This window comes from Brevibacillus sp. RS1.1 (assembly GCF_013284365.1).
Lineage (GTDB): Bacteria > Bacillota > Bacilli > Brevibacillales > Brevibacillaceae > Brevibacillus > Brevibacillus brevis_D.
Genome location: NZ_JABSVA010000007.1, coordinates 266,446 through 292,324, shown reverse-complemented (window position 1 = coordinate 292,324; position 25,879 = coordinate 266,446). Strand labels below are relative to the sequence as shown.

The following is a 25,879-nucleotide window of genomic DNA, read 5'->3' as shown; positions in this document are numbered from 1 at the left end:
TACTGAATACGTTCTTCGTTTTTTTAAGGCTTTTAAACCCCGTTTAAGCACGAAAAGCTCGTAGAGGAAACAGGAGAAAACAGCGAAGATCTTTGGTACACCGACCGAGACGTAATGCAAAAAGCGAAACACGCTCTTAAGCGTCCACCTCTGAAAAAACATCCTGAAAGAACCACTTTGGACGCGGTTTCGCTTTTTGCATGGAGTCGGGCAGTGAATCCCACAGCGGGTGGGACAAGAATCTGAGTGTTTTCTCCTGTTTCCTCCCCACCACAACAGCGTGACGACCGTATTTTTTAGTATTTTTTAACATTGAATATATACACTAAAAAATACAAAAAATATCTGAAAGACAAATGTAAATTGTTTGACTATTGATGGTCGCCGTGTCTATAATTTGGTTATCTTTGTTAGTAATGTTAACTAACTGTGTGGCGGTGATCGATGACGCGTGCAAGTTCCCAAAAAAACAGGTAATAGCAAACTCGTGAAAAAACTGAATAAAGAAGAAGTATTGCAGCAGGTCGTCTTGCACGGGCAGATTTCCCGCGCGGATATCTCCAAACAGACACAGCTCAGCCGTCCATGTGTTTCCGCCCTCGTAGATGAAATGATCCAGGAAGGACTCCTGCAAGAAGTAGGAATGGGTGATTCCAAAGGCGGCCGCAAGCCGATTTTGTTGGAGTACAACTACCAGGCGTACGCCATAGCTGGCGCGATTTTTGAAGGCTCTACCTTGGATATGGCCATCGCAGATATGAAAGGCGAATTCTTGGCTCGCTATCGAAAACGGCTGGCACAACCAGCGAATGGCGAAACCGTCATCGAAGATTTGGCAGCTGGACTGGATCGTTTGCTGCGTGAAAGCGGCATCCCGCGAGAGCGCCTGCTCGGAATGGGCGTCGGTTTGCAAGGGGTCACACAGCGTGGCAGTGGAACCGTCAGCTTTTCACCTAGCACAGGCTGGATGGGCTCACCGATTCAACAAACCATCGAAGCGCGACTCGGACTGCCCGTCATTATCGACAATGACGTGAATATGATGACACTGGGCGAGTACGTTCGTGGAGCAGGAGTCGGCCATACCAACGTCGTCTACATGTACGTAGGAACGGGGATTGGGGCCGGGATCATTTTGGATGGACAGTTTTATCGGGGGAGTCGTGAGGCAGCAGGAGAAATCGGCTTCATGATGATCGGCCCGGTACATAATCGACCGAATGGCGCGTCAGGCGTGTTTGAGACGCATTATTCGATTCCGGGCATCCAAGAGCAGGCTAAGGGATTTCTCTCTGACCTTCAGGAAGGGTCGAGTGTCATAGAAGAGCTGATCCGGCACGCCAAACATAATCCGGAAGCAAAGAAGCTTCTTGCAGATGTGTATCGACATTGGGCGTACGGAATGGCGAACATCATCAGTATTTTGAACCCGGAAATATTGATCCTGAGCGGGGAGATGGTCCACGTCGATGGTGAAGGGGTGAAGCAAATTCACGAATGGCTGAGAGAATGGGTGCCCGAGGTGCCTAATCTTGAAAAAGCAAGTCTGGGGGAGCGAGCTGGTTTAATTGGTGCTGTCCACAGTGTTTTGGAAGCGTTTCCTTTCACACGACTGCTTGACAAAGAGTGAGAAGAACAAAAGGGGGAGTTCGTTTTGAAGAAGACAACTAGCAAGCTGAAAACATGGATGAAGGGCGTTTTTGTCAGCTCCTTGGCTCTGACTGTAGCTGCGTGCGGCACTGGAGGACAGGAAGCAAAGCCTGCCGACAACAACGCAGGTGGCCAATCTGGCACGGCTGCTCAACCTGCTGATTCATCGGGTGACCCACAAAGACTGGTGATTTACACCGGACGGGACAAAAACATTTTTGAAATCGTGTTGCCAAAATTCAAAGAAAAGTACCCGAACATTGAAGTGGAAACACTCGAAATGGGTGCCCAACAAATTTTGGAGCGCGTTCGTGCAGAGAAGGCGAACCCGCAGGCTGACTTCTGGTGGGGCGGTACCCAATCTGCTCTAGCAACAGCGGCCAATGAAGATCTGCTGGAGCCATACAAGCCGACTTTTGCAGACAAGGTTCCAGATTTGTACAAAGATTCGCAAGATCGCTGGTACGGCGAAATGCTTTTGCCAGAGGTCATCATGTACAACTCGCAGGTGATGAAGCCAGAAGAAGCGCCGCAAGATTGGGACGAATTGATCGATCCGAAATTCAAAGACAAGATCGTGATTCGAAACGTACTGCAGTCCGGCACAATGCGTACCATTTATTCCGCAATGATCTTCCGTCAAGGGGCGGATACTCCTGAAAAAGGTTTTGAATGGCTGACCAAGCTCGATGCCAACACAAAAGAGTACACGCAAGACCCGACAAATCTGTATCTGAAGCTGGATCGTCAAGAGGGCGTCATCTCCTTGTGGAACCTCCAGGACGTTCTGATCCAAAGCAAAAAGAACAACCATCCGTATGACTTCATTTATCCGAAGAGCGGGGCACCGATTCTCGTAGACGGCGTGGCTCTCGTAAAAGGCGCGAAGAACCTGGATGGAGCGAAAAAGTTCATGGAATTCCTGATGAGTCCTGAAATAGCTGCCCAATTGGCGAAGGAACGCTTCCAATTCCCATCTCGTACAGACATCAGCAAGGACCAGTTGCCAGACTTCATGAAAAATCTCGAGCTGAAGCCAATGGAAATCGATTGGGCTGTCATGGCTGCAAAAGAAAAAGAGTGGATGCAGCATTGGGATGAAAACATCAAGGGGAAAGGCAAGAAGTAAGAAAGATTTTTCCAAGCAGCTAGGCGGGAAGGCGTTGTCCTTTCCGTCTAGTCACTTATAGAAGTTGTTTGAAAACGGTCGTCAGCTTGAAATGACTTGCGATGAAGGAGGAAACACAACCCGATGAGCAGCGTAACACTTGATCACGTTTACAAAAGGTTTGGTCAGGCAAAAGGGGTCGAAGATGTTCACATTCATATCGAATCTGGAGAGTTTTTTACTTTTCTCGGTCCGAGTGGCTGCGGCAAAACGACTACTCTTCGCATGATTGCCGGCTTTTATTATCCAACGGAAGGCCATATCCGCTTTGGATCACAGGAGGTTACATCTCTTCCTCCCCATAAGCGCAATACCGGGATGGTATTCCAAAACTACGCGTTGTTCCCGCACATGACTGTTTTTGAAAATATCGCGTTTGGCTTGCAGGTTCGGAAAGTGAACAAAACAGATGCAAAAGAGCGTGTAGAACGAATCATGAAGCTGGTCCGTCTGGAAGGCTATGGCGAACGCCGCATTGATCAGCTTTCTGGAGGACAACAACAACGGGTAGCACTGGCACGGGCGCTGGTCATCGAGCCGCAGATTCTGCTGTTGGATGAGCCGCTGTCCAATCTGGATGCGAAGCTTCGTGAAGAGACGCGCTTCGAGATCAAGAGACTCCAGCTGGAGCTGGGGATTACGACGATTTACGTCACGCACGATCAGGCAGAAGCGATGTCGATGTCAGATCGAATCATGGTCATGCAGAGCGGAGAAGTGCAGCAGATCGGAACACCGCATGAGATTTACCATCGTCCTGTAAACCGTTTTGTCGCTTCTTTTATCGGCGAAACGAATCTGTGGGAAGGGACCGTTGCAGGGTTTGACGGCGATGAAGTGCTGGTTCGCACGGCTTCTGGACAAATGCTCAGTGGATTGAAGGGAAATGCTTCTCCACGTGCACAGCTGTCAGTTGGGGAGAAAGTAACCATGTCCATTCGTCCTGAATCCGTTCTGGAGAGTACAGGCAACGAGGGACAAAATGTAGTGACAGGCTCTGTTGTCATGTCTGAATTTACAGGGGCGTGTGTCAATTACGTCACGGAGGTAGGAACGGAGAGCCTGCGCAGCATGTCCATCAACCTAGGACGACCGATTAAACAGCGCGGCGATGCCATCGGCCTACATATACCGAAAGAGAGCATTTATTTTGCCGGATAAGGGGGAAGAAGCTTTTGAGAGCAGAGTTGCAGCAAGCGCCGACAGCAGCCAGACGAAAGTCCATCACCGCTTCACCCGCCTTCGTCTACGTGCTGGTATCGCCACTCTTTTTAATATTGTTGGCTTATGTCGTTTATCCATTGTTCGAAACGTTCGTTGCGAGTATCAAAATCGATGAGGAAATTACGTGGAAAAACTACATTCGCTTCTTCAGTCTGGAGCATACCGCCAACCTGGAAGCGTTGTGGAACAGTATCTACATATCGGTTCTGAGTGTCATTACGTGCGGAATCGTCGGCGTTACGATGGCGTTTTTATTGGAGCGCTATGAGTTTCCCGGACGAAAAATTCTTTCTGTGCTGGCTTTGGTTCCGATGGCGTTGCCTCCACTCATTGGTGTTCTCTCGTTTACCTTTTTGTACGGAGAAAGTGGAATCGTTCCACGGGCAATCAAAGAGCTGTTCGGGCTAGCCCAGGTTCCTTTCTCGTTAAAAGGGATGTGGGGTGTGGTCGTCGTTCATACGTTTACGATGTACACCTACTTCTTCATGACCGCTACAGCAGCAATCAAGGGACTCGACCCGTCCTTGGAAGAAGCGGCAGCCAGTCTTGGAGCGAATCGCTTTACCGTTTGGCGGCGCATTATTTTGCCGATGCTCACGCCAGCCATGGTCGCGTCTTCTCTGTTGGTTTTCATGATTTCGATGGCTTCTTATACGGCACCGCTCATTTTCGGCATTGACCGGACGATGACGATGCAAATCTATCTGTCTCGCACCAATGGAGATTTGGACATGGCTGCGACACAGTCTACGATTCTTTCGATTGTTTCTGTGGCTTTTCTTTTGATCATGCGTTGGTACCAAGGCGCGCGCAACTACCAGAACTTGAGCAAAGGGGTAAGCGTGCACCGTACCGAGATCAAGAGCAAAGCGGGACGCTACACCACGATTGTGCTGTCTTTTATCGGTACAATCATTCTGATGCTGCCAATTCTCGTATTGGTACTCATTTCCTTCTCAGTGGATGGTACCTGGACGGTGCAAATATTACCTCCTGAGTATACCTTGTCGCATTACATGGATTTGTTCACGGATAGCAAGACATGGCGTCCGATTCTGAATAGCTTGCAGTTGTCTGCTATCGCGGTAGTCGGGATCGTCATTTTCGGTGTAGCTGCGGCATATGCCATGGTTCGTCTCAAGTTTCGCGGGAAAACGCTTCTTGATGTATTGATCATGCTGCCATGGGCATTGCCAGGGACAGTTGTAGCGATCAACCTGATTGCTGCGTTCAGTGAGCCGAATGCATTTAGCTTTGGACAGGTTTTGATCGGAACATTCTGGATTATCCCATTGGCGTATTTTGTCCGACATCTGCCACTTGTGTTTCGCTCTACCAATGCAACTTTGATGCAGATGGACCCATCTGTCGAGGAGGCTGCGCGAAATCTCGGTGCTTCCTGGTGGTACAGCTTCAGACGTGTCGTGTTCCCGATGGCATGGGGGGGAATTCTCGCAGGTACGCTTTTGGCATTCGTCCAGTGTATCGGGGAGTTCGTGGCTTCGATTCTGATCTTCACACCGAAGACAACGCCATTGTCTGTCGCGGTATTCCAACGCATGTACAGTAATGAATTCGGCACCGCTTGCGCCTATGGTGTCTTGCAAATCGTGGTCATCATCATCGTGTTGTTCATCTCCAGAAAACTGACCGGAGATAAAGCGGGAACTGCCGTGTAAAGCTGGATGCTTTCTTGAAAAAGGGGGAGCTTCACGTGGATGTCAGTGAATCGATGGACAAGAAATCACCGATCGTACAGCCGACCAAACTGCCCTGCCCGCCTATTCCCGCATCTGTTCGCACCATGCAGGGGGAACATGGACTGCTCGATCTGTGGAAAGCGATTAAGCCGCTTGCTACCATTGCCAGTGCCATGAATACAGGTGCCCATCCGGACGATGAGCACAGTGCGATGCTTGCCTATTTGGCGCTGGGGAGAGGCGTGTATACCACGAGTGTGATCGCGACGAGAGGGGAAGGCGGCCAAAACGAAATCGGCTGCGAGCAAGGTACCGCGCTGGGGATTATCCGCACGCGCGAGCTGGAAGAAGCCTCCTCTCTTAGCAATGTGACGCTGGGTATCTTAAGCGAAGAGCTGGATGATCCCATTCATGATTTCGGGTTCTCCAAATGCGCCGAAGAAACCTTCCGTAAATGGGGCGAAGAGGTCGTGTACGAGCGATTAATTCGAAAAATCAGGGAGCTACGCCCCGATGTCGTCATCGCCTGCTTTGAAAATGAACCGACGACACACGGACATCACCGGGCGATTACGTTACTGACACAGCGCGCTTTCCACGAAGCAGCCGATCCACAGATCTTTCCTGCGCATAGGCAGGCTGGACTTTTGCCGTGGCAAATGAAAAAGCTGTATTTGCCTATCATGGACAATGATGATTATCACGTCGCGGTACCCGTCGGGGAATACGACCAAATCTACGGCTCATCCTATGTGCAGCTTGGTGAGCGATCGAGGTTTATGCATAAGACCCAGGGTATGGGTGTTCATTACGATGAGGGCCCGACCTACAATTACTACCGCTTGGATGCATCAGTTTTCCCAGCACCGGAAAAAGAGCGCGACTTTTTTTCCGGATTGCCCGTCAGTTTTGCTGATCTGGCGCAGGGTATTGCTGCAAAAGGCGGGAAAGAACTCGCGGAAGTGCTGCACCGTATGCACGATGCGGCAACAGATGTACTGAATGCCTACCCGCGATTTGCTGAAGTGGCACAAAGGGTTCACCGCATGAAGGCTTTGCTTGCGACTGCACAACAAGAAGTGCGCAAGGCTCCACTTGATGAAGAAACAAAGCTGGATTTGATGTATCGGCTAGGACTCAAGGAAGCGCAGCTCAACCGTGCGAGTGCGGAGGCTCTGTCTTTGGTCGTGAAAATCAAGCCGGAGACGGGCGAGTGGGTGGCAGGCCAGACGACAACGGTTACCGTAACGGCGTACAACGGCGGCTCGCTGGAGGTTGAGCATGTGCAACTGCGTATGCGTGTCCCTGCTGGATGGACGGCGAAACCGCTGACCCCAACTGCGTTTCCACGACTTGCTTACAATCAGACGGTGTGCACCGTATTTGAGGTATCCATTCCTGCACAGACGGAGCTGTTCCATCCTTACAAGCCGCCCGTGCTCGATGTCGAGGTGCTCTATTTCGCCTTCGAGACAGCCAGTACAATTCGTGTGGAGCCGGAAAGCCGTGTAGCTGTGCTTCCACCGTATGCGGTGACGCTGACCCCGTCAGATGTCGTGCGAAACACGCTGCATACGGATGAGACGATCCCGGTTAAGGTAACACTGAAACAGTACCGTCCGGGAAGCTCTACAGCCAAGGTCGCTCTCATTGTCCCGGCAGGCTGGACAGCGGAGCCAGCCTTTGTCGATGTTCCGTTTTCTTTTCGCAGCGAGACGAAAACAATCGCTTTTACTGTTCATACCACACCCCAGGTGACGAATGGCAAATATCAGATTAGCGCTTCGGTCGTGGGGACAGATGGTGTGACAGAGATAGCACAGGATGTGCAGGTCATTGAATACCCGCATGTCGGTCGTACGTATTTCATCCGGCCCGCTACGCTGACTGTTCAAGCCTTTGATCTGGCCATCCCAAAAAACCAGCGGATCGGCTACGTATCCAGCGGCTTTGACAATATGGATAAATACTTGCGCGCGGTTGGGGTGAATTGCCTCAATCTGGACGCAAACGAAATACAATCGGGCGATTTGTCCCGCTACGACACGATTGTTCTCGGTATTCGTGCATATGGATTCCGTCGCGAATTAATCGAGAGCAACCAGCGTCTTTTGCACTATGTAGAAAACGGCGGAAATCTCGTCGTTCAATATCATAAGCCGGAGGACAAATGGAAGCCGCACTTGGCGCCATACCCCATTTTTATCGGCGAGTCGCTGATCGATTGGCGGGTGACCAATGAGCAATCAGACGTCCGTATGCTGGCCCCTGACCATCCGATGCTCCAGGAGCCAAACGTGATTACCCAAGCGGATTGGGATGGATGGGTGCAGGAGCGCTCCATCTACAATCCTTCTCGCTGGGGGAGCGAGTATACAGAGCTGATTGCGACAAGTGATCCGGGAGAACCGGAGTTCCGCGGCATTTTCCTCACGGCGCACTATGGAAAAGGGACGTACACCTACAGCTCGCTTGCCTGGTTCCGCGAGATTCCACAGCTAGTCCCTGGCGCTTTTCGCTTGTTCGTCAACATGATCAGTCAGAAGCAGTAATGCCCCATCCACTCCGGGCCAACGTGGGTCGATCCATGGCTACATCAATGAAATGCAAACGTACAGACCGCCATGATTGATATAGACATCAATCTGAAAATGGAATGGAGGAACGTTCATTGAGTAAGGGGAAACTTGCCAAGCTGTACACGATTACGACTGCTGCGGTGCTGGCCACGAGTCTGATTATGCCGGTAGCACCCGAGACAGCCCATGCAGACCGCGGGGTTGTCGACCTGTGGAAAGCCATCAAGCCGCTCACCACGATTGCCAGTGCGATGAACACTGGAGCACATCCGGACGATGAGCACAGTTCAATGCTCGCGTACTTGTCGCTTGGCAAAGGGGTGGACACATCCAGTGTCATTGCGAACCGAGGCGAGGGAGGACAGAACGAGATAGGCAGCGAGCTGGGTAATGCGCTGGGGATCATTCGTACCCGCGAATTGCAGGAAGCTTCCAAAATCACGAACATCCATCTGGAGAACCTCAGTGAAAAAATCAATGATCCTATTTTTGACTTCGGCTTTTCCAAAAGCCCGGATGAAACCTTGCAAAAATGGGGCGAGGATGTCGCGTATGAAAAGCTCATCCGTCGTATCCGGACACTGAGACCCGATGTCGTGATTCCCGCATTTTTGAACGAACCTTCGACTCACGGTCATCATCGCGCGATTAATGTCATTACGGTGCGGGCATTCAAGGATGCCGCAGATCCAAACGTTTTTCCACAGCATGCAAAGGAAGGCTTGGCTCCTTGGCAGGTGAAGAAGCTGTATCTGCCTGCAAAGGAACAGGATTACTCGGTCAAGGTGCCTGTTGGCGACTATGACGAAATTTATGGTGCCTCTTACGTCCAGCTCGGCGAAGAATCCCGTTTCATGCATAAGAGCCAGGGCATGGGACGCCACTATGACGAAGGGCCAAGCTTCAATTATTACAAGCTCGATCAATCCATCGTAGAGACAAAAGACAAGGAAGCAGACTTTTTTGAGGGAATTGCCTATTCATTTGACGATTTAGCCAAGGACGTTGCCAGCCAGTCTGGCGGGGAAAAAGTCGCGGGTGAACTGAAAAAGCTGCAAAAGGATGCCGCAGAGGTCATTGCTGCGTACCCAAGCTTTGCGTCAGTAGCCAAGGAAGCGCATGAGATGCTGACGGATGTAGAAAAAGCGACGGCAGTAGTCGAAGCCTCCTCCCTGCCAACTGACACGAAAACAGACTTGCGCCATCGTTTGGGAGTGAAGAAATCCCAACTGAACAAAGCCAGTGCCGAAGCGCTCTCGCTCGTAACGAAAGTAAAGCCTGACACAACTGAACTGGTAGCAGGCCAAACCACGAAAGTAACGGTCACGGCTTACAACGGCGGCCAAGCAAAAGTCGGGAAGATCAATCTCACGCTGAATGTACCAAAAGGCTGGCAAGCCAAGCCGCAATCGACCACCAGCTTTTCATCGCTGGGCTACAGTCAGACGGTGAAAACGACATTTGATGTCACAGTTCCTTCTGATGCCGCTCTGTTCCAACCGTATGCCGCTCCTGCCATTACAGCAGACGTCAGCTACAGCTTTGCAGGCGCGACGGCGAATAGCCATGTGACACCAGCAGATGCCATTGCAGTTCTTCCATCTTTTTCTATGGTGCTGAGTCCAAATGCGACGGTTTTGAATACGCAGAAGCCAGAGGAGCCAATCCCGGTCAAGGTTACAGTGAAAAACTACAATCCAGGTGCAGCGAAAACAGCCATCTCTCTCGATGTACCAAAAGGCTGGAGCGTGGAGCCACAAGCAGCACCGCTCGCCTTTGAGGCCAAGGGAGAAACGAAGTCTGTTGCCTTTACGATCAAAGCAGACGCTTCGGTCCAACCGGATAAGTATACGGTGACAGCCGTAGCGTCAGGCAGTGGAAAAGAGAGCCGACACGGGGCCCAGGTCATCCGTTACCCGCATATCGGCACGACTTACTTTGTCCAACCAGCGACACTTGCCATCCAGGCATTTGACCTGAAGGTGCCGGAAGGATTGAAGGTCGGTTACGTATCCAGTGGCTTTGACAATATCGATCAGTATTTGTCCCAATTGGGAGTCAATGTGACCAATCTGTCGGCAAAAGACATTGAGTCTGGCGATCTGGATCAATACGATACGATCGTGCTGGGCATTCGAGCTTATGGTTTCCGACCTGAGCTGATTCCTTCGAATGCACGCTTGCTCAAATACGTGGAAAACGGCGGTAATCTGGTCGTGCAATATCACAAGCCAGAGGATAAATGGAAGCCGGAGCTGGCTCCTTATCCGATCAAAATCGGTGCTCCGCTGATTCAATGGCGTGTCACAGATGAAAACTCCAAAGTGACAGTATTGGCGCCTGATCATGCCTTGTTTCACTCGCCAAACAAAATCACGGAGAAAGATTGGGACAACTGGATTCAGGATCGTTCCGCTTACAATCCATCCGAGTGGGGCAAGGAATACACCGAGCTAATCTCGAATGGCGACGAAGGCGAGAAGGAATTTACGGGTACGTACCTCACTGCCAAGTATGGAAAAGGAACATATACCTACAGCTCGCTTGTGTGGTATCGCGAAATTCCGTCACTCGTACCAGGTGCGATCCGATTGTTTGTCAACATGATCAGCCCACAGCAGTAATCATAGTAGAAGGGAAGGCGATCGTTCGGCGGTCGCCTCCCTCCTAAAAGAAAATCAGACGCAAAAATAGAAGCAGCTTACGAATGGGTAGGAAGGAGATGCAAGAAAGATGAATTACAGAGAGCGAATTTTTCAACAGGAGGGAGCCAGTTTCCCTGGCAAGACATACGTGGAGGCGGTTTTGGAGCCTGCATTCAATGAAGCAAAGCACCATTTGCTGCATCCGATGATGGCGATCAACAAGGCACATTTGATCATGCTTCGTGAACAAGAATTGCTCACAGACGATGAGGCCAAAAGAATTGCTGGTGCACTGTGTGGAATCGAAATGGAAGAGCTGCGCCAATCGCATTACACCGGGCAGTTTGAAGATTTGTTCTTTCAGGTAGAGAGCCGTTTGCTGGAACTGGCTCCTGATGTGGCAGGAAATCTGCATCTGGCTCGCAGCCGCAACGATATGGGGATAACCATATACCGCATGGTGCTGCGCGAAAAATTGTTGGTGACCTTGACTTCTGCCCTCTATCTGAAAGAGCATTTGCTCCTCTTTGCAAATGAGCATGTGGATACGATTATGATTGGCTACACACATACACAGCAGGCTCAGCCAACGACAATGGCGCATTACATCATGGCGGCTACTGACATGCTTAGTCGTGATATCAAGCGACTGATTCAAGCCTATCACACGGTCAATCGCTCACCCATGGGGGCAGCGGCATTGACGACTTCTGGCTTTGCGATCAGTCGGGAGCGGATGCGAGAATTGCTCGGATTTGATGAGTTGGTGGAAAATTCTTATGATGCAGTCTGCGGCGCGGATTATTTAGGGGAAGTAGCGACAGCTGTACAATTAGCAGCCATTAATTTGGGGCGTACGGTTCAAGATATGCTGCTCTGGTGCACACAGGAATTCGCGGGGTTAAAAGTCGCAAGTCCGTACGTGCAGATCAGCTCCATCATGCCGCAAAAGCGCAATCCGGTTTCCTTTGAGCATATGCGCTCGCTGTTGTCCAGTGCGGCAGGCAATGCGACGACAGTGCTTACGATGATGCACAATACGCCTTTTGGCGATATCGTGGATACCGAGGATGACATGCAGCCATACGCGTGGCGGAGCATGGGAGTGCTCGAGCAGATGTATCGCTTGATGGCGAGCGTTGTGGGGACGATGGAAGTGAACAAGGACGTCCTCTTGGAGCGTGCAAAGGGCAGCTTTGCGACCGTCACTGAGCTCGCGGATACATTGGTACGCACGGATCAGCTTTCGTTCCGCAAATCTCATCACATCGTGAGTCGTGTGGTAAAAGAAGCGATGAGCGAGCAGCTCGCTGCAAACCAAATCAGCTTGGAGCTGGTAAACCGTGCCGCCGTGGAAGTAATCGGGCGGGAGCTGTCGCTCACAGCAGAAGAACTCAGACTGGCGCTTGACCCCGTTCATTTCGTAATGATCCGCAAGCTTCCTGGTGGACCAAATCCAGAGGAAATGAAGCGCATGATCGCCGTTCGCCAAGCGGTACTCCAGCAGGAAACAGAATGGCTGACACAGAAAAAGCAGGCGAATGCGAATGTGATGAAAGGGCTTGATCAGATGACAGCTGAATGGAGTGTGGGGTAATGGCAGTGGTGCGAATACCTCTTCTGGCAGTGGACGGAGGGGGCACCAAGTGTCTGGCGGTACTGGTGGACCGCTCCAGAAAGGAAATCGGTGCAGGACGCTCCGGTTCATGCAATTATCAAGGGATCGGGGAGGAAGCGGCAGCTCGTGAGTTGGTTGCAGCGATCAGCCAAGCTCTGGCCGATGCGATCGCTCGTCAAACCGTCGCCCCCTTTATGAGCGGCACTCCGACCCCGGATGGACGAATCGAATGGGAAATCGAGTGCGCGGTGTTCGGGATCGCTGGCCTGGACACGGAGTATGATCGACAGGTGATCTCGCGGATGGTGAACAAGGTGCTGCACCAGCTCGGTATTCGCGTCCAGCAGCTAATTGTGGAAAACGACGGGTTTGCGGCCTTGCTCGGTGCGACCGGAGGCAACCCCGGCATTCTGGTTATCGCAGGCACTGGCTCGATTGCCTTTGGTGTAAATGATGAACAGGAAACGGCGCGAGCAGGAGGCTGGGGGCATCGGGTTGGTGACGAGGGCAGCGGCTACTGGATCGGCAAGCAAGCGATTATGGCGGTATTAAAAGCAGCAGATGGCCGCGGCGAGCCGACTGCATTGAAGGAGCTGCTCCTCCCGCACGTTGGACTGGGACGCGTAGATGAGTTGTTTAACTGGACGTACAGTGAGCATTATTCCGTCGAGAAGGTAGGAGAGCTGTCGCCGTTGGTCAGTCAGGCTGCATTCGCAGGAGATAAGGTGGCAGTTGCTATCTTGCAGATCGCAGGCGAAGAGCTTTTCGATGCTGCCCGGGCGGTCATTGATACGTTGCAAATGAAAGCCAAGCCGTTTCAGATGATTATGCAGGGAGGCGTTTTGCAAAACGATGATCGCGTGCGAGAGATTGTCGTAGAGCACGTCCGAGAGTACGCTTCTCAGGTCGTCATCGAAAATGCGCAAAACGATCCGATTTACGGTGTCATAGCAAAAGGATTGGCTTATCTAGAACGCCAATCGGACGGCGAGTGAGGTGTCAGAAATGAAAAAAGTAATGGTTGTTTTCCCCCATCCGGACGATGAGTCTTTTGCCTGCGGGGGAACGTTGGCAAAGTGCAAGGACGCCGGACACGAAACGTGTTATTTGTGCATTACCTCCGGCTGCAAAGGACGCAGCGGTCCATTCGATATCGATTGTAGAGAAAAGCTGGCAAAACATCGAGAGCTAGAGCTGAAAACAGCGGCAGAAGTGCTGGGAATCAGTCGTCTGGAATTGTTCCGGTACCCGGATGGTTCCTTGCAAAATGCCGATCTGGATGAGCTGGTGGGTAAGATTCGGGAAGCGATCGAGGAATGGAAGCCGAATGTCGTCGTTACGTTTCCGCCGGACGGGGTAACGGGCCATCCCGATCATATCGTCACGTGCGAGGCAACGACGCGAGCCGTCAAACAAGCGGAAGCGAGCTTGACGCAGGCAGAATATCCTGATCTGTACTATGTTTCGATCCCGCACTACTACGATCATTGCCCGGATCATGGTCCAAAGCCAGCGGTTCCGATTACAGGCAAGGTCGATATTTCGGGCTATCGGATACAAAAAGGGGAGGCGCTGAAGGCTCACTTAAGTCAGGAGTATTCCGTGAATCGCGCTTACCCGGGTGTGATCGATGGGGACTTTGGTGTCATTGGCTGCTATGAGTACTTTACATTGGTGCGGTCGGCGGGCAAGGCGATCGAGCCCGTTAGTGTAGGTGGGAGTATTCCTCTCATTGACCTGTAATCTAAAAAGTAGAAAGGGCTGACCAGCATGATTTTTGCTAGTCAGCCTTTTTCATTGGATAGCCCATCCGTCGGATTGTTTTGCCCTGCTAGATTTGCTTACAATGTTGTCAGAAGCAATTGGAAATCAAAGGGAGAGAAGACATGTCACACAGAGTCTATGTATATAACGTCAGTGAGCCTTCTCAAGCGCAAGACAACGACACGATGATGGTGGAATGGGGCTATGAGGTCCCCCTACTCTTGCAGCCGCTCTTCATAGAAGGTGGAATAATCGCCGGAAATAATTACAACAACCATACCGAACCGGACAATTCCGGACTCTATTACGACGCGAAGACAGGCATCGAAAACGTGAAGCGGTTTTACAATTTCCTGGAGAGACAGGAAGGGTTAATTGGTAACAAAGAAGCATTCTCGGAAGCGAGAAATCAGCTTCTAAGCTATCTGGAAAAACGAACGCTTCCGTATTTTCACATCGATGCCTGGGACGTATTCAATATGGATGACATCCCTCATGACGAGCAGGCGGAAACCCTGCGCGCCAATATTGCCCATAACAACGAGATCATGACAAAGGCAATGGATAACGATGACATCTCACTGCTGAACTACTCCGAATTGATGGACGTGAACCCGGGCTTTCGTTCTTTTGCCGAGCTGCTCAATTATGAGGACTACCAATACGGCTGGGGACACATCTGGCAGCCTTATGAAGAACAACCTGACGTGGAGATTTTTGAGGAAGCTGGCTTGCTAGGTCTCAAAGACGCAGAGGGAAACGTATTGCTCGCCCCTCAGTTCGATGCCTTTTACGATTTCGCTTCCGAAGATCTCGCCGTGGTTGCCCGAGATGGCAAATACGGCTATGTACATAAATCCGGGAGAATCGTCATTCCATTAGAGTGGGAGGATGCCTACGATTTTGAATACGGCTCTGCTTGTGCCATTGTCAAACGAAATGGTCGATATGGTCTGATCAATCTGGAGGGCCAAACGATTGTCCCTCCCCACTATGAAGAGTTAGAACTGCTTGATTACCAAGGATTTTATACGGCAAAGAAAGACGGAAAATGGGGTGTGCTGGGGGAAGCTGGTTCTGTAACGATAGATTTTGAGCATGAAGAAGCTTTCAAGTGCGGGGACGGCTTTTACCATACGGCGGTCAAAGGCAGGAAGAATCGGAAAATCTTTAACGAATATTGGAAATACGTCGGGGAATTCCCTCTGGCGGCGGTGGAACGGATCGACGAAGGGCTTATCCTTGTCAAACCACATAAGGATGCAAGTCATAGCACCTTATACAAAAAAGATGGCACTGTCGGCGCAATCGGCTTCGATAAACTGAATCGGCAAACCCATTTTCCGAATCTGCTCGTTCTGCGCAAGGGGAAGAAGTACGCCGCTTATGGTAAGCAGCAGGAGAGCCTTTTGCTGCCGTGCGAATATGATGAGCTGATTGATTTACAGGTGTATACGGAGGCTGGACAGGGCAATCAGGTGCTGGCGAAAAAAGATGGAAAGCTAGGTGTTTTTCATGGAGATGCCGATCAACCAGCGTGGTTATTCCCCTTAGACGATTATGAGAACATTTTTTGGCTGCATCAGGATGCGTATGCTTTGAAGAGAAATGGATTATGGAGCATTGCCTTATCGCCGAAAAAGCGATGGAGTGATTTCGAATTCGATCTGGTGGTGAAAAAGGCACTGGTCGAGGGTTTTGCTTATGCCTTCAAGGGTCACGACGTTTATTTAGTAAGCGAGTACGGCCTGTCGAGGGCAGATAAAACGCTTGTTCTGGAGGAAGCCTGCGATCGTTATTACAGCTATTATTTTGATGCCGAGGTTCGCAAGCGACTGCTGGCCTATGCCAAAGGGGAGCAATCCGATGGTGACAGCATAGATCAGTACACGCCGGTGGAAACTTTGTACAACTTGGGCATGGAAGCGTATGAAGCAGGTGATTATGAGAAAGCCATTCTGTACGATACGCTTGCGGCTGAAAAGGGCTATGCCCCCTCCATGAACAACCTTGCTCATATGTATTACAGTCTGGAAGGCTTCGAGGATGCTGATAAAGCTTTTTACTGGTATGAGTTAGGGGCAGCGGCAGGCAACCACCATGCTATGAATGGATTAGGCTGTTGCTATCGACACGGGATAGGCACGGAGCCTGATGCCGATCAGGCTATGTACTGGATGGGCAAGGCAGCAGAATACGGTCATGCGCTGGCTCACAACAATCTTGGTGCCACCTATTATGACGGGGAGCTGGTGCCGCAAGATTTGGACAAAGCTCTCTGGCATTATGAACAGGGAGAGGTATTAGGCTCTCCGGTTTTTGATTGGCTTGGCTATTTGCATGATTCAAAAGGGAATTACGAAAAGGCTCTGCATTATTATCAGCAGGATTACGAAGCAGGAAGCGATTTCAGTGCCTATAATTTGGGGATTTTCTACAGTAATGGGTATGGTACAGCCAAAAATATCGACGCCGCCATCACATATTTTCATGCTGCTTTGGAAAGAGATTACCCGCATGCGCATATCGAGCTGGCAAGGATTTACCGGAACGAAGCACAATATGCGGACGAGCTTCTGGCGAAACATCACCTCGAAGAAGCAGAGAAGGCAGGGCTTGATATCCCTGAGGAGCTCACACAATCGTAGAAAAAGCAAAAAGCGGATCGACAGGAAAAGTCGTCGGTCCGCTTCCAACTAACCAGCGTGCTAAACAATGGCTTCCACTTCAATTTCAACGAGCAGACGCGGGTCAATCAATGCCTTGACCTCAACCATCGTAGCGACAGGCTGAATCTCGCGAAAAAACTCTCCATGTGCTTTTCCGATCTCTTCCCACTTGCTGATATCCGTTACAAACATCCGTGTTCTGACCACATGAGACAAATCAGCATCTAATTCTCGCAATGCTTTTTCAATCGTCTCCAGGATGAACCGTGTTTGTTCATAGGCATCGTCCAAACCAACGACTTCCCCGTCCTTCATGGCAGTAGTGCCAGCCACTTCAATACGGTCGCCGACTCGAATTGCACGGCAATAGCCCACGACAGGTTCCCAAGGCGAACCCGTGAACACTTTCTTTCGATTCATAGGAGAATGCCCCTCTCTTTTCCGCAATAATAGGAATATACTACAAAAAAGAAGGGGAGTGGAGCGGATGATGGATTTTTTTCTCACCCTTTTTTCCAAGTACAAGTGCTTGATCCACACTGCGTTTGGTCATGAAGGATACATTCGCGTGGTAAACAAGCTAAGTGCTCATGGCATTCGTTTTCGCACACGCATTCATTCTCATGCAGTTCGTCATTTAGGGGGAGACATGGAGATGTTGCCCCAAGAACAAGATCATAAGCAGTATGATATTTACGTGGCAAAAGAAGACGAACACCAGGCACATTTAGCGATTCATTCCCGTTGATGGGTGCCTATACGATATAATAATTGGGATTCGAATGAAAATGGTAAACCGAGGAGGAACCAGCATGTCCGTACTAGAGGCACTCAAAAACAGAAGAGCCGTACGTAATTATATTCCAAAAGAAGTAGAAACCGAAAAAATCCAAGCGTTGCTAGATTGCGCAGTGTTAGCCCCGAACGACCGCTTGCGTCAACCGTGGCATTTTTACGTGATCAGAGGAGAAGCGAAGCTACGGTTCGAGGAAATCGCGAAGGAATTTTTGCTGGAGCGTTTTCCGACTAAGCCGAATCTCGTGCAGGATTCCTTGGCTGTCCTGGAAAAAACACCGCTCGTCATTGTTGCTACCGCTGATGTGATCCCAGGGGATGAAGCATCCTCAGAGGATAATGAATACGCGGTTTGCTGCGCGATTCACTCCATGTGGCTGGCAGCGAAGGAACTGGGACTGGGCATGGTATGGCGCACGAGAGGAGTCGGCTTGGTTCGCGACGAGCGCTTGCTGCAATTCCTCGGATCGCCTGAAAATAAAAAGGTTGTGGGCACGCTATTCATTGGCTATCCAGAGGCAGATGCTCCGGAAACCAGTCGGGTAGCAGCGGAAGAAAAGACGACCTGGCTGTAATGCTCCAGCTGGATCTTATGAGAAGTCTGATCATGCTGACCGGTGATGTTCTCGCAGGCCTCCTCAAAAAACTTGATGAAGCACAGTGTTGTTTGCAACTAAGCCTCCTCATGGACGTATAAATGGTAAAGGTTATACCGTACATATCGAGGGGAGTTGTTTCATCAATGTTTGGAAAGCTTGCAGCAGACGCGCTCGGCTTGAGCAATGTGGGAATTGTGGTAAAACCAGCGGATTACGACAAGGTGGAAGCTGATGATTACATCATGCATGAGGACCATGAGAAAATCTATTTTTTGATCAAATCAAAGTCCGACGAGTATTGCTTCACCAATCTGGGACTAGTTCATCTGGATGGAACGAGTGCAACCAGTAAAAAACGCATGCTGCGCCGCTATTCCTACCATACACACCCGATCTCTAACGTGTATCTGGAAACAGCCGGAACCGTCGATTTGGATGTAGAAATCAAGTTCACGATGGGCAATGAGCACTACTCGATCGATGTAAACAAAAAGCATTTGGAGGAATTAAAAGACCTCTACAAAGCACTTGTGAAGATCGCCTCGACTATGCACGATAACGAACTTGCGCTCCAACATGCAAAAGAAAGCCTCCACGTTGCCCAAAGCACACTGGGTCGCGTAACTGGCCAGCAAGCAGACGTAGCTTCACAATTCAAGTCCATCAACCAATACACTTTCGATTGGCTGGAGGACATCCGATACAAGTATGTCGTCAAAGATTTTGGTAAAGTCTTTGAAAAATATATTCATAACTAAACAGTAGCAACTAAGAGAAAAGAGCCTCTTTAAAGAGGCTCTTTTTGTATTCAAACGAAATCTTCGGCAAGCCCCACTCCCAAAGCAGTTCGAAACGAGTACCCCATCAGCTGTACGGGAAGGTGTGTCACATGTTTGGAAGGAGACCGCCCGAACAAAGTGAGGAAAAAGGCGACTGGAAAACATGTGGCACGCCTTCCTCCCGACCACTACAGCAAGTCGACCAAGCTCTTTCGAGCTTTACTCCTTATGCAAAAGCTTGCCGATCTTGAGCGCCAGCTGGATTTGAAGCATCTCCTCCGAGTTTTTCAAGTCCATGTTCAAAATCTCCTTGATCTTCTCGATCCGGTAAATAAACGTATTGCGGTGAATGAACATCGCTTTCGCCGCTTCACTGACGTTTTGATTGTACAAAAAGTAATTGTCCAAGGTCACCATGAGGCTCGTACCGAACTCTTGATCATGCTCGTACAGCTTCCCCAGACGCTTCAAAAAGAAGTCTTCTAGTTCAATGTCCTTAATGTTGGAACCCAGGAAATGATAGACGGAGTAATCATCGAAATGAGAAACGTCGCCCTTGCTGTTGAACTTTTGCATCAGGCGGATCGCTTCATGTGCTTCGGTAAAGCTCTTATGAAGCGAAGCGATGTTTTTATACTGACGTCCGACCCCAATAAAGAACAAGGTTTTCTTGATTTTATCCACGAGAGCGCTGTACAGCTCATTCGCGAATTGCTTGGCTTCACTTGCAGACACCACGGGTTTTTGATCATTCTGTCCGATGAGGATAATGATCCGATTGTTCCGATAAAAGCAGGTGATTTCCCCAGGAGCTTTACTCGAATTGTCATAGACGAGGTCGACACATTTTTTTGCGATCCGATCCAGCTCGTATTTGCGATCGATGATATCCTCCAAATTTTCCAGCTCAATCGGCTCAATATTCATGACCATACAAAAATACATGTAGCTCGATTGCAGTCCGTGCAAATCACACAAGGTTTGCAGCGAGTCAGAGGACGTAATTTTACCTGTGAGCAAGTCATCGAAAAAGTCTTGCCTGATCTTCAGCTTCACTTCCTCGATTTCCCTCGCCTTGATCCGCTCCAGCGCCACGATCGTGGATGCCTGCTCCAACACGATGTAGTCAAATTCGGTAAGCTCCCAAACGGTTTGCCAGACGACGATGTATCCGTAGATGTGATTGGCTACAGCAACGGGTAGAATCCTGCATTTAATTTCATAATCCTTCGCATGGTAGATACGCTTGATCGACTTTTTGATCTGGCTAATATTTCGCGGAACGGACTCCGTGAAGTCACGGGTAAAAACAGGCCTGTTTTTGCTTAAGGTCAGGCAGGAGTCAAGCGGAATCGGATTGTGCCAGATTTCCGTGTAATGAAGCAGATGCCAGTCCTGGTCCAGTATAAGGATCGGGTTGTTGATCGTCTCAGACAGCTCGGAGGCGATGCGATCCAGTCCGCCACCTTCCAGCGCAATGCGAAACAGGGCGTTATGCATGTCCAATGTTTTGCGGTTCAACAAATCGTAGCGCCCGGAGGCTTTCTCGTTAATAATGGCAATCACTTTCGACAGCGTGTATTCAAAAGGCAGAGCCAAAAGCGGGAGACCGTACTTGTTGGCATGATCAATCATGTTTTGCGGGATTTGATCGAAATAGCGATGCATCTTAATGCAGAGCCCGGAGCAGTTGATCTCCGCCAATTCCTTGATGATTGTATTTTGCAGCTCGGGATTGTCCTTGAAAATATATCCGGTGGAGAGCAGTAATTCATTAGAAGACAGCCAGTCAAAAGCATCCGGGTTCTCCATGATATTGACGATGGAGATGACGTTGTTAATGCCTTGCTCTCCCGCGATGATTTTGATGCCGTCTATGGATTGAATGGTAAGCAAATCTTTGATGGTCAGCACCTTGTTCACTCCTTTGCCACAAAGGGATTCCTGTAATTGTGCAATGTGCACAAGTGAACCTCAATTTTTTTAGTTTCCATACACAATGACGATTCCATCCACCCTGTCTAAAATAATGATGTAAGTACGTGGTGCTTGTCTAATTGTTTTTTAAAAGAGCAAGCACCGAGCCAATCTTGGCGGGTTGTTCAATCACGAGATCATGGAGGGCTTACTATGACAGACAAAAGCGTAGTACAAGCATTTCTCGAGGCAGCGGCTGAGGGGAATATCGAAGCACTGAAAAAGCATCTGGAGCAGGGCGTAGATATTAACGCAAGAAACAGACAAAAGCGTACAGCGATTCTGACTGCTGCGATGAACGACAAATTGGAAGCGGTATCGTTTTTGGTAGAAGCGGGTGCAGATGTAGATTTGCAGGATGAGACATGCTTCAACCCGTTCTTGTTCGGTTGCATCAACGGCAAGCTGGAGCTCGTCAAAATGATGATCAAGGCAGGAACAAACCTGGAGCTGTTGACTCGTTTTGGTGGCGTAGGGATTACCCCAGCGTCCGAAAAAGGTCATGTGGACATCGTACGTGAGCTCGTAACGACGACTGACATCAATGTAAACCATACGAACTTTGTGGGCTGGACACCACTTATCGAAGCGATCATCTTAGGTGATGGCGGTGAAAAGCAACAAACGATCATCAGGCTGTTGATTGAGCATGGCTGCAATGTGCACATGGTAGATAAATACGGCGTAACACCGCTTGAGCTTGCGAGAAGAAAAGGCTACACCGAGATCGAAAACATCTTGCTGGAAGCAGGAGCAAAGTAAAGCGTCCCATGTACATCCAGGCGTTGTCTGGCGATGCTGGTTTCCTTGAGCGTTTGACACGAGCAAACTTTAGCGGGACCGTACACAGTACTTTTGAGCGCACGATCAATCTGAAATGCAGCGAAAACGGGGAATTGTACACCATTGGCAACCATCAGCTAGACAATGCACCGAACACGCTCATTATTGATGTAAAAGGCTTTTCAGAGCTGGGGCTGCCCGTTAATACTCCGGTCATCACGGAAGATGGCACGCTCGTTATCGGATCGGATTTGCGAATATGGACTCAGCAAGCAGCAAAGTGGGAAGGGGTCCTTCCTTCCTATCCTTGTGATATAGAAGCCGTAGAAGTATTGCGCCGAAATGTGGCGTTCACGAAAAACTACGTAGACGAATACGGCAAGACGGGGGGCATGAAGATGTCCTCCCAACCTGCCAGTCCGTTTGAGAAAGAGATGTCCCGTATGCTGATCCAGCGTGCAGATATGCTTTCCGACGATCTGGCGAACAAACGCATAGAGTCAGCCACTCAGCATGCGATAAGTCTTATCGGACTGGGGCCGGGGTTAACACCATCGGGTGACGACTTTTTAGTGGGATTGTGCAGTGTATACAAAATGCAAAACATTTCCTCTTGTTTGTCATGCCCATTTTTCGATGAAATTGTCCGTTCGTCCCAGGCATTAACGAACGAAATCAGTGCGATTACGCTGAAAAAAGCAGCCCATGGACAAGTAAGAGAGTCGCTAAATGACCTGCTTTCATGCATGATATCCGGCTCCTTGGAAGAGCTTGTCCCTGCTTTAGACAAAATCATCGGGATCGGCTCGTCGTCGGGTACGGATATCCTGCTTGGCATCCTATGTGGTTTGGAACGAAATCTAGAAGCTGGAGGTAATGTATGTCTACCAAAGTCGTAATCAAGCAAAGCACGTATTTTGACTCGGTATCCCTGATGTCTCTCTCTACAAAAGCGAATCAAATTGAAGGTGTCGAACAAGCGGTTATCGCGATGGGCACCGACATGAATAAAGAGGTATTGAAAAACGTCGGTTTGCTCACACCTGAACTAGAAGCAGCGAAAACGAGCGACTTGATGATCGTGGTGAAGGCTGCGACAGACGAGCTGTGCGAGAGCGCTCTCATCGCCATCGAAGAGCTGTTCAAGAAAAAAGGCGGCAGCAAATCCGCAACGGAGATCAAATACTCCACGATTGATTCTGCGGCAGCCAGCATTCCAGAGGCAAACCTCGCTGTCATCTCGGTAAACGGTGCATTCGCAGCGAGAGAAGCGAGAAAAGCATTGGAAAACGATCTGCATGTCATGTTGTTCAGCGATAACGTGAGCATCGAGGAAGAAATCGCCCTCAAGCAATTCGCGCACGAAAAAGGTCTCTTGATGATGGGGCCTGACTGCGGTACAGCGATTATCGGCAATGTGGCACTGTGCTTCGGAAATGCTGTGAGAAAAGGCAACATCGGGATCGTAGGTGCATCTGGTACGGGAAGCCAAGAGGTGAGCGTGCGTATTCACGACTTCGGCGGCGGCATCACGCAGCTGATCGGTACAGGCGGTCGCGACCTCTCCGAGCAAGTCGGTGGCATCATGATGCTCGACGGAATCAAAGCGCTGGAAGAGGATGAGGCGACAAAGGTCATCGTGCTCATTTCCAAGCCACCAGCACCAAGTGTACAGGAAAAAGTGTTGGCGCAAGTGAAAAGCTGCAAAAAACCTGTCGTTGTGTACTTCATTGGTGGAGAAGAAACGCCAGTTCTGGAAGCAGGCGGACATTTTGCCAAGACGAGCAAGGAAGCTGCCATCAAAGCAGTTGTGCTGGCTGGTGCCAACGAAGACGAGCTTAACAAGCGCGCACTCAACTGGCCGCTGATTGAAGAAGTGCGGGCAAAGCTGACACCGGAACAAAAATACGTTCGCGGGCTGTTCTGCGGCGGTACGCTGTGCGACGAAGCCATGTACCTCGCGATGGACAAGTATGAAGACGTATACAGCAATATCCAAAAGAAAGCAGACTATAAGCTGAAAAACATCCATGAGAGCAAGGCTCACACTTTCCTCGACATGGGCGATGACGACTTTACAAATGGCAAGCCGCACCCGATGATCGATCCTTCCACGCGCATCGCGAGATTTTTGGAGGAAGCAAAAGATCCTTCCGTCGGCGTCATTCTGATGGACTTTATCTTGGGCTTCGGTTCTCACGAAGATCCTGTCGGCGTGATGCTGCCAGCGATTATGGAAGCAAAAGCGAGTGCTGCCAAGGAAGGCAGACACCTGGAAATCCTGGGCTACGTGCTGGGTACAGACCTCGATACACCGAACTTTGATGAGCAAGTGAAGAAGCTGATGGATGCGGGTGTAACGATTGCGAGCAGCAGTACGAACGCAGGTCTTCTGGCTAGAGAATTTGTTGCGAAAGGGGAATAATCATGAGCAAAATCAACGAGCTGTTTAACGGGAAAATTCATGCGATCAACGTAGGGATCGAGTTTTTCAAAGACGATATCATCAAGCAAAATGCGAGTGCGTCTCATCTGGATTGGAAGCCACCAGGCGGCGGAAAGCCTGAGCTGATCAACGCCCTCGACAGACTGGAAAATGCAGCTGTCGCCGAGAAAATCGCTGCGGCAAACAAGCTGGCGGTAGAGCGTATCATCAACTCCCAGCCGATGCTTGTTGGCTTCGACCAAGCGATCAATGTGGTACCAGGCATGACCAAAACCACGATTCTGCACGCAGGTCCGCCGATCACTTGGGACAAAATGTGCGGCTCAATGAAAGGTGCTGTAACCGGAGCAATCGTATTCGAGGGCTTGGCAAAAGACATCGAGGAAGCTGAACAGGTAGCTGCTTCCGGCGCAATCACGTTCTCTCCATGCCACGAGCACAACTGCGTAGGCTCCATGGCAGGTGTGACATCCGCTTCGATGTTCATGCATGTAGTCAAAAACAAAACGTATGGCAACGTCGCTTACACCAACCTGAGTGAGCAAATGGCTAAAATTTTGCGCATGGGTGCCAATGATGAAAGTGTTATCGCTCGCCTGAACTGGATGCGCGATGTATTGGGACCAATGCTGCGTGATGCAATGAAAATCGCTGGCGAAATCGATCTTCGTCTCATGCTGGCGCAAGCGCTGCACATGGGTGACGAATGCCACAACCGCAACAACGCAGGTACGAGCCTGTTGATTCAAGCGCTGACTCCGTACATTTTGGAGACAGATTTCACAAGAGAACAGAAGCGCGAAGTATTCGACTTCGTCGCAAGCAGTGATTACTTCTCTGGCCCGACATGGATGGCTCTGTGCAAATGCGCACTTGACGCAGCGCACGGCATTGAGAATAGCACGATTGTCACCACGATGGCGCGTAATGGCGTTGAGTTCGGTATCCGTGTAAGCGGTATGGCTGGAAACACCTGGTTTACTGGGCCAGCACAAAAGGTAATCGGTCCGATGTTTGCAGGCTACAAGCCAGAGGATTCCGGCTTGGATATCGGGGACAGTGCGATCACCGAAACATACGGGATTGGTGGCTTCGCGATGGCGGCAGCTCCAGCGATTGTTGCACTCGTAGGCGGAACGGTTGAAGAAGCGATCGGCTTCTCCACCACGATGAAAGAAATTACGACAGCAGAAAATCCAAACGTAACGATTCCACTCCTGGACTTCCAAGGTGTCGCAACAGGAATCGATATTCGTCAGGTGATCCAAACCGGCATCCTGCCGATTATCAACACGGCCATCGCGCATAAAGACGCAGGTATCGGCATGATCGGTGCGGGTATTACCTATCCGCCAATGGAAGCTTTTGAAAAGGCATTGCTCGCAGTGACGGAAACGATTAGCCAATAGCTTTTCATCCTAGGTGACTCAGCTTTCGCAGCAAAAGAAGGTTGCGAAAGCTGGGTTGAAAGAGGAAGGTGAAT

The 25,879-nt window shown here is 50.0% G+C and carries 19 protein-coding genes; 17 read left to right on the top strand and 2 right to left on the bottom strand.

The window, feature by feature from the left end; translation table 11 throughout:
• Positions 1-451 precede the first annotated feature (451 nt).
• From HP570_RS22180 to HP570_RS22135, 10 genes are all read left to right on the top strand, one after another.
• Complete coding sequence (locus tag HP570_RS22180) at positions 452-1,630, top strand: ROK family protein (RefSeq protein WP_172143178.1); 1,179 nt, start codon at positions 452-454, stop codon at positions 1,628-1,630.
• Positions 1,631-1,654: 24 nt separating this feature from the next.
• Positions 1,655-2,779, top strand: coding sequence for an extracellular solute-binding protein (locus HP570_RS22175; RefSeq protein WP_173627160.1), 1,125 nt, complete (start codon positions 1,655-1,657; stop codon positions 2,777-2,779).
• 123 nt (positions 2,780-2,902) lie between these two features.
• Positions 2,903-3,979 carry an ABC transporter ATP-binding protein gene (locus HP570_RS22170; protein WP_015892768.1) on the top strand — a complete coding sequence of 359 codons (1,077 nt, stop codon included), beginning with the start codon at positions 2,903-2,905 and terminating at the stop codon, positions 3,977-3,979.
• A gap of 14 nt (positions 3,980-3,993) precedes the next feature.
• Positions 3,994-5,721 carry an ABC transporter permease gene (locus tag HP570_RS22165; RefSeq protein WP_016742976.1) on the top strand — a complete coding sequence of 576 codons (1,728 nt, stop codon included), beginning with the start codon at positions 3,994-3,996 and terminating at the stop codon, positions 5,719-5,721.
• 53 nt (positions 5,722-5,774) lie between these two features.
• Entirely contained in the window at positions 5,775-8,294 is a 2,520-nt protein-coding gene (locus tag HP570_RS22160; RefSeq protein ID WP_217364779.1) for a PIG-L family deacetylase, read from the top strand.
• Positions 8,295-8,413: 119 nt separating this feature from the next.
• Positions 8,414-10,945, top strand: coding sequence for an NEW3 domain-containing protein (locus tag HP570_RS22155; RefSeq protein ID WP_173627158.1), 2,532 nt, complete (start codon positions 8,414-8,416; stop codon positions 10,943-10,945).
• 109 nt (positions 10,946-11,054) lie between these two features.
• A complete protein-coding gene (argH, locus tag HP570_RS22150; RefSeq protein WP_087345837.1) occupies positions 11,055-12,563 on the top strand; it encodes an argininosuccinate lyase in 1,509 nt (502 codons plus the stop codon).
• Complete coding sequence (locus HP570_RS22145; protein WP_173627157.1) at positions 12,563-13,579, top strand: N-acetylglucosamine kinase; 1,017 nt, start codon at positions 12,563-12,565, stop codon at positions 13,577-13,579. The genes argH and HP570_RS22145 overlap by 1 nt, the downstream gene beginning before the upstream one ends.
• 10 nt (positions 13,580-13,589) lie before the next feature.
• Positions 13,590-14,327 carry a PIG-L deacetylase family protein gene (locus tag HP570_RS22140; RefSeq protein WP_064202698.1) on the top strand — a complete coding sequence of 246 codons (738 nt, stop codon included), beginning with the start codon at positions 13,590-13,592 and terminating at the stop codon, positions 14,325-14,327.
• A 143-nt stretch (positions 14,328-14,470) separates the two neighbouring features.
• Positions 14,471-16,996: an SEL1-like repeat protein gene (locus HP570_RS22135; protein ID WP_173627156.1), complete on the top strand. Its 2,526-nt coding sequence runs from the start codon at positions 14,471-14,473 to the stop codon at positions 16,994-16,996.
• A gap of 60 nt (positions 16,997-17,056) precedes the next feature.
• On the opposite strand, the gene HP570_RS22130 is transcribed toward HP570_RS22135, so the two are convergent.
• Entirely contained in the window at positions 17,057-17,437 is a 381-nt protein-coding gene (locus HP570_RS22130) for a RidA family protein (RefSeq protein WP_087345846.1), read from the bottom strand.
• Positions 17,438-17,504: 67 nt separating this feature from the next.
• Between HP570_RS22130 and HP570_RS22125 the strand changes: the two genes are divergently transcribed.
• The 3 genes from HP570_RS22125 (at position 17,505) to HP570_RS22115 (ending at position 19,169) form a co-directional block, all read left to right on the top strand.
• Positions 17,505-17,765: a hypothetical protein gene (locus HP570_RS22125; RefSeq protein ID WP_254495415.1), complete on the top strand. Its 261-nt coding sequence runs from the start codon at positions 17,505-17,507 to the stop codon at positions 17,763-17,765.
• A gap of 64 nt (positions 17,766-17,829) precedes the next feature.
• Complete coding sequence (locus HP570_RS22120) at positions 17,830-18,387, top strand: nitroreductase family protein (RefSeq protein WP_173627155.1); 558 nt, start codon at positions 17,830-17,832, stop codon at positions 18,385-18,387.
• A gap of 167 nt (positions 18,388-18,554) precedes the next feature.
• Positions 18,555-19,169: a PH domain-containing protein gene (locus tag HP570_RS22115; RefSeq protein ID WP_173627154.1), complete on the top strand. Its 615-nt coding sequence runs from the start codon at positions 18,555-18,557 to the stop codon at positions 19,167-19,169.
• Between the two features lie 240 nt (positions 19,170-19,409).
• Here the strand turns inward: HP570_RS22115 and HP570_RS22110 are convergent, their stop codons facing one another.
• On the bottom strand, positions 19,410-21,104 hold the full coding sequence (locus HP570_RS22110; RefSeq protein WP_016743222.1) for a PucR family transcriptional regulator: 1,695 nt from the start codon (positions 21,102-21,104) through the stop codon (positions 19,410-19,412).
• A 216-nt stretch (positions 21,105-21,320) separates the two neighbouring features.
• Between HP570_RS22110 and HP570_RS22105 the strand changes: the two genes are divergently transcribed.
• The 4 genes from HP570_RS22105 to HP570_RS22090 are packed head-to-tail and all read left to right on the top strand — an operon-like array spanning position 21,321 to position 25,805.
• Positions 21,321-21,929, top strand: a complete 609-nt coding sequence (locus HP570_RS22105; RefSeq protein ID WP_015892753.1) for an ankyrin repeat domain-containing protein — start codon at positions 21,321-21,323, stop codon at positions 21,927-21,929.
• 8 nt (positions 21,930-21,937) lie between these two features.
• On the top strand, positions 21,938-22,849 hold the full coding sequence (locus HP570_RS22100) for an oxamate carbamoyltransferase subunit AllH family protein (protein WP_173627153.1): 912 nt from the start codon (positions 21,938-21,940) through the stop codon (positions 22,847-22,849).
• A complete protein-coding gene (gene fdrA, locus HP570_RS22095) occupies positions 22,831-24,375 on the top strand; it encodes an acyl-CoA synthetase FdrA (RefSeq protein WP_173627152.1) in 1,545 nt (514 codons plus the stop codon). The genes HP570_RS22100 and fdrA overlap by 19 nt, the downstream gene beginning before the upstream one ends.
• Before the next feature lie 2 nt (positions 24,376-24,377).
• Positions 24,378-25,805, top strand: coding sequence for a YlbE family protein (locus HP570_RS22090; RefSeq protein ID WP_173627151.1), 1,428 nt, complete (start codon positions 24,378-24,380; stop codon positions 25,803-25,805).
• Positions 25,806-25,879 lie beyond the last annotated feature (74 nt).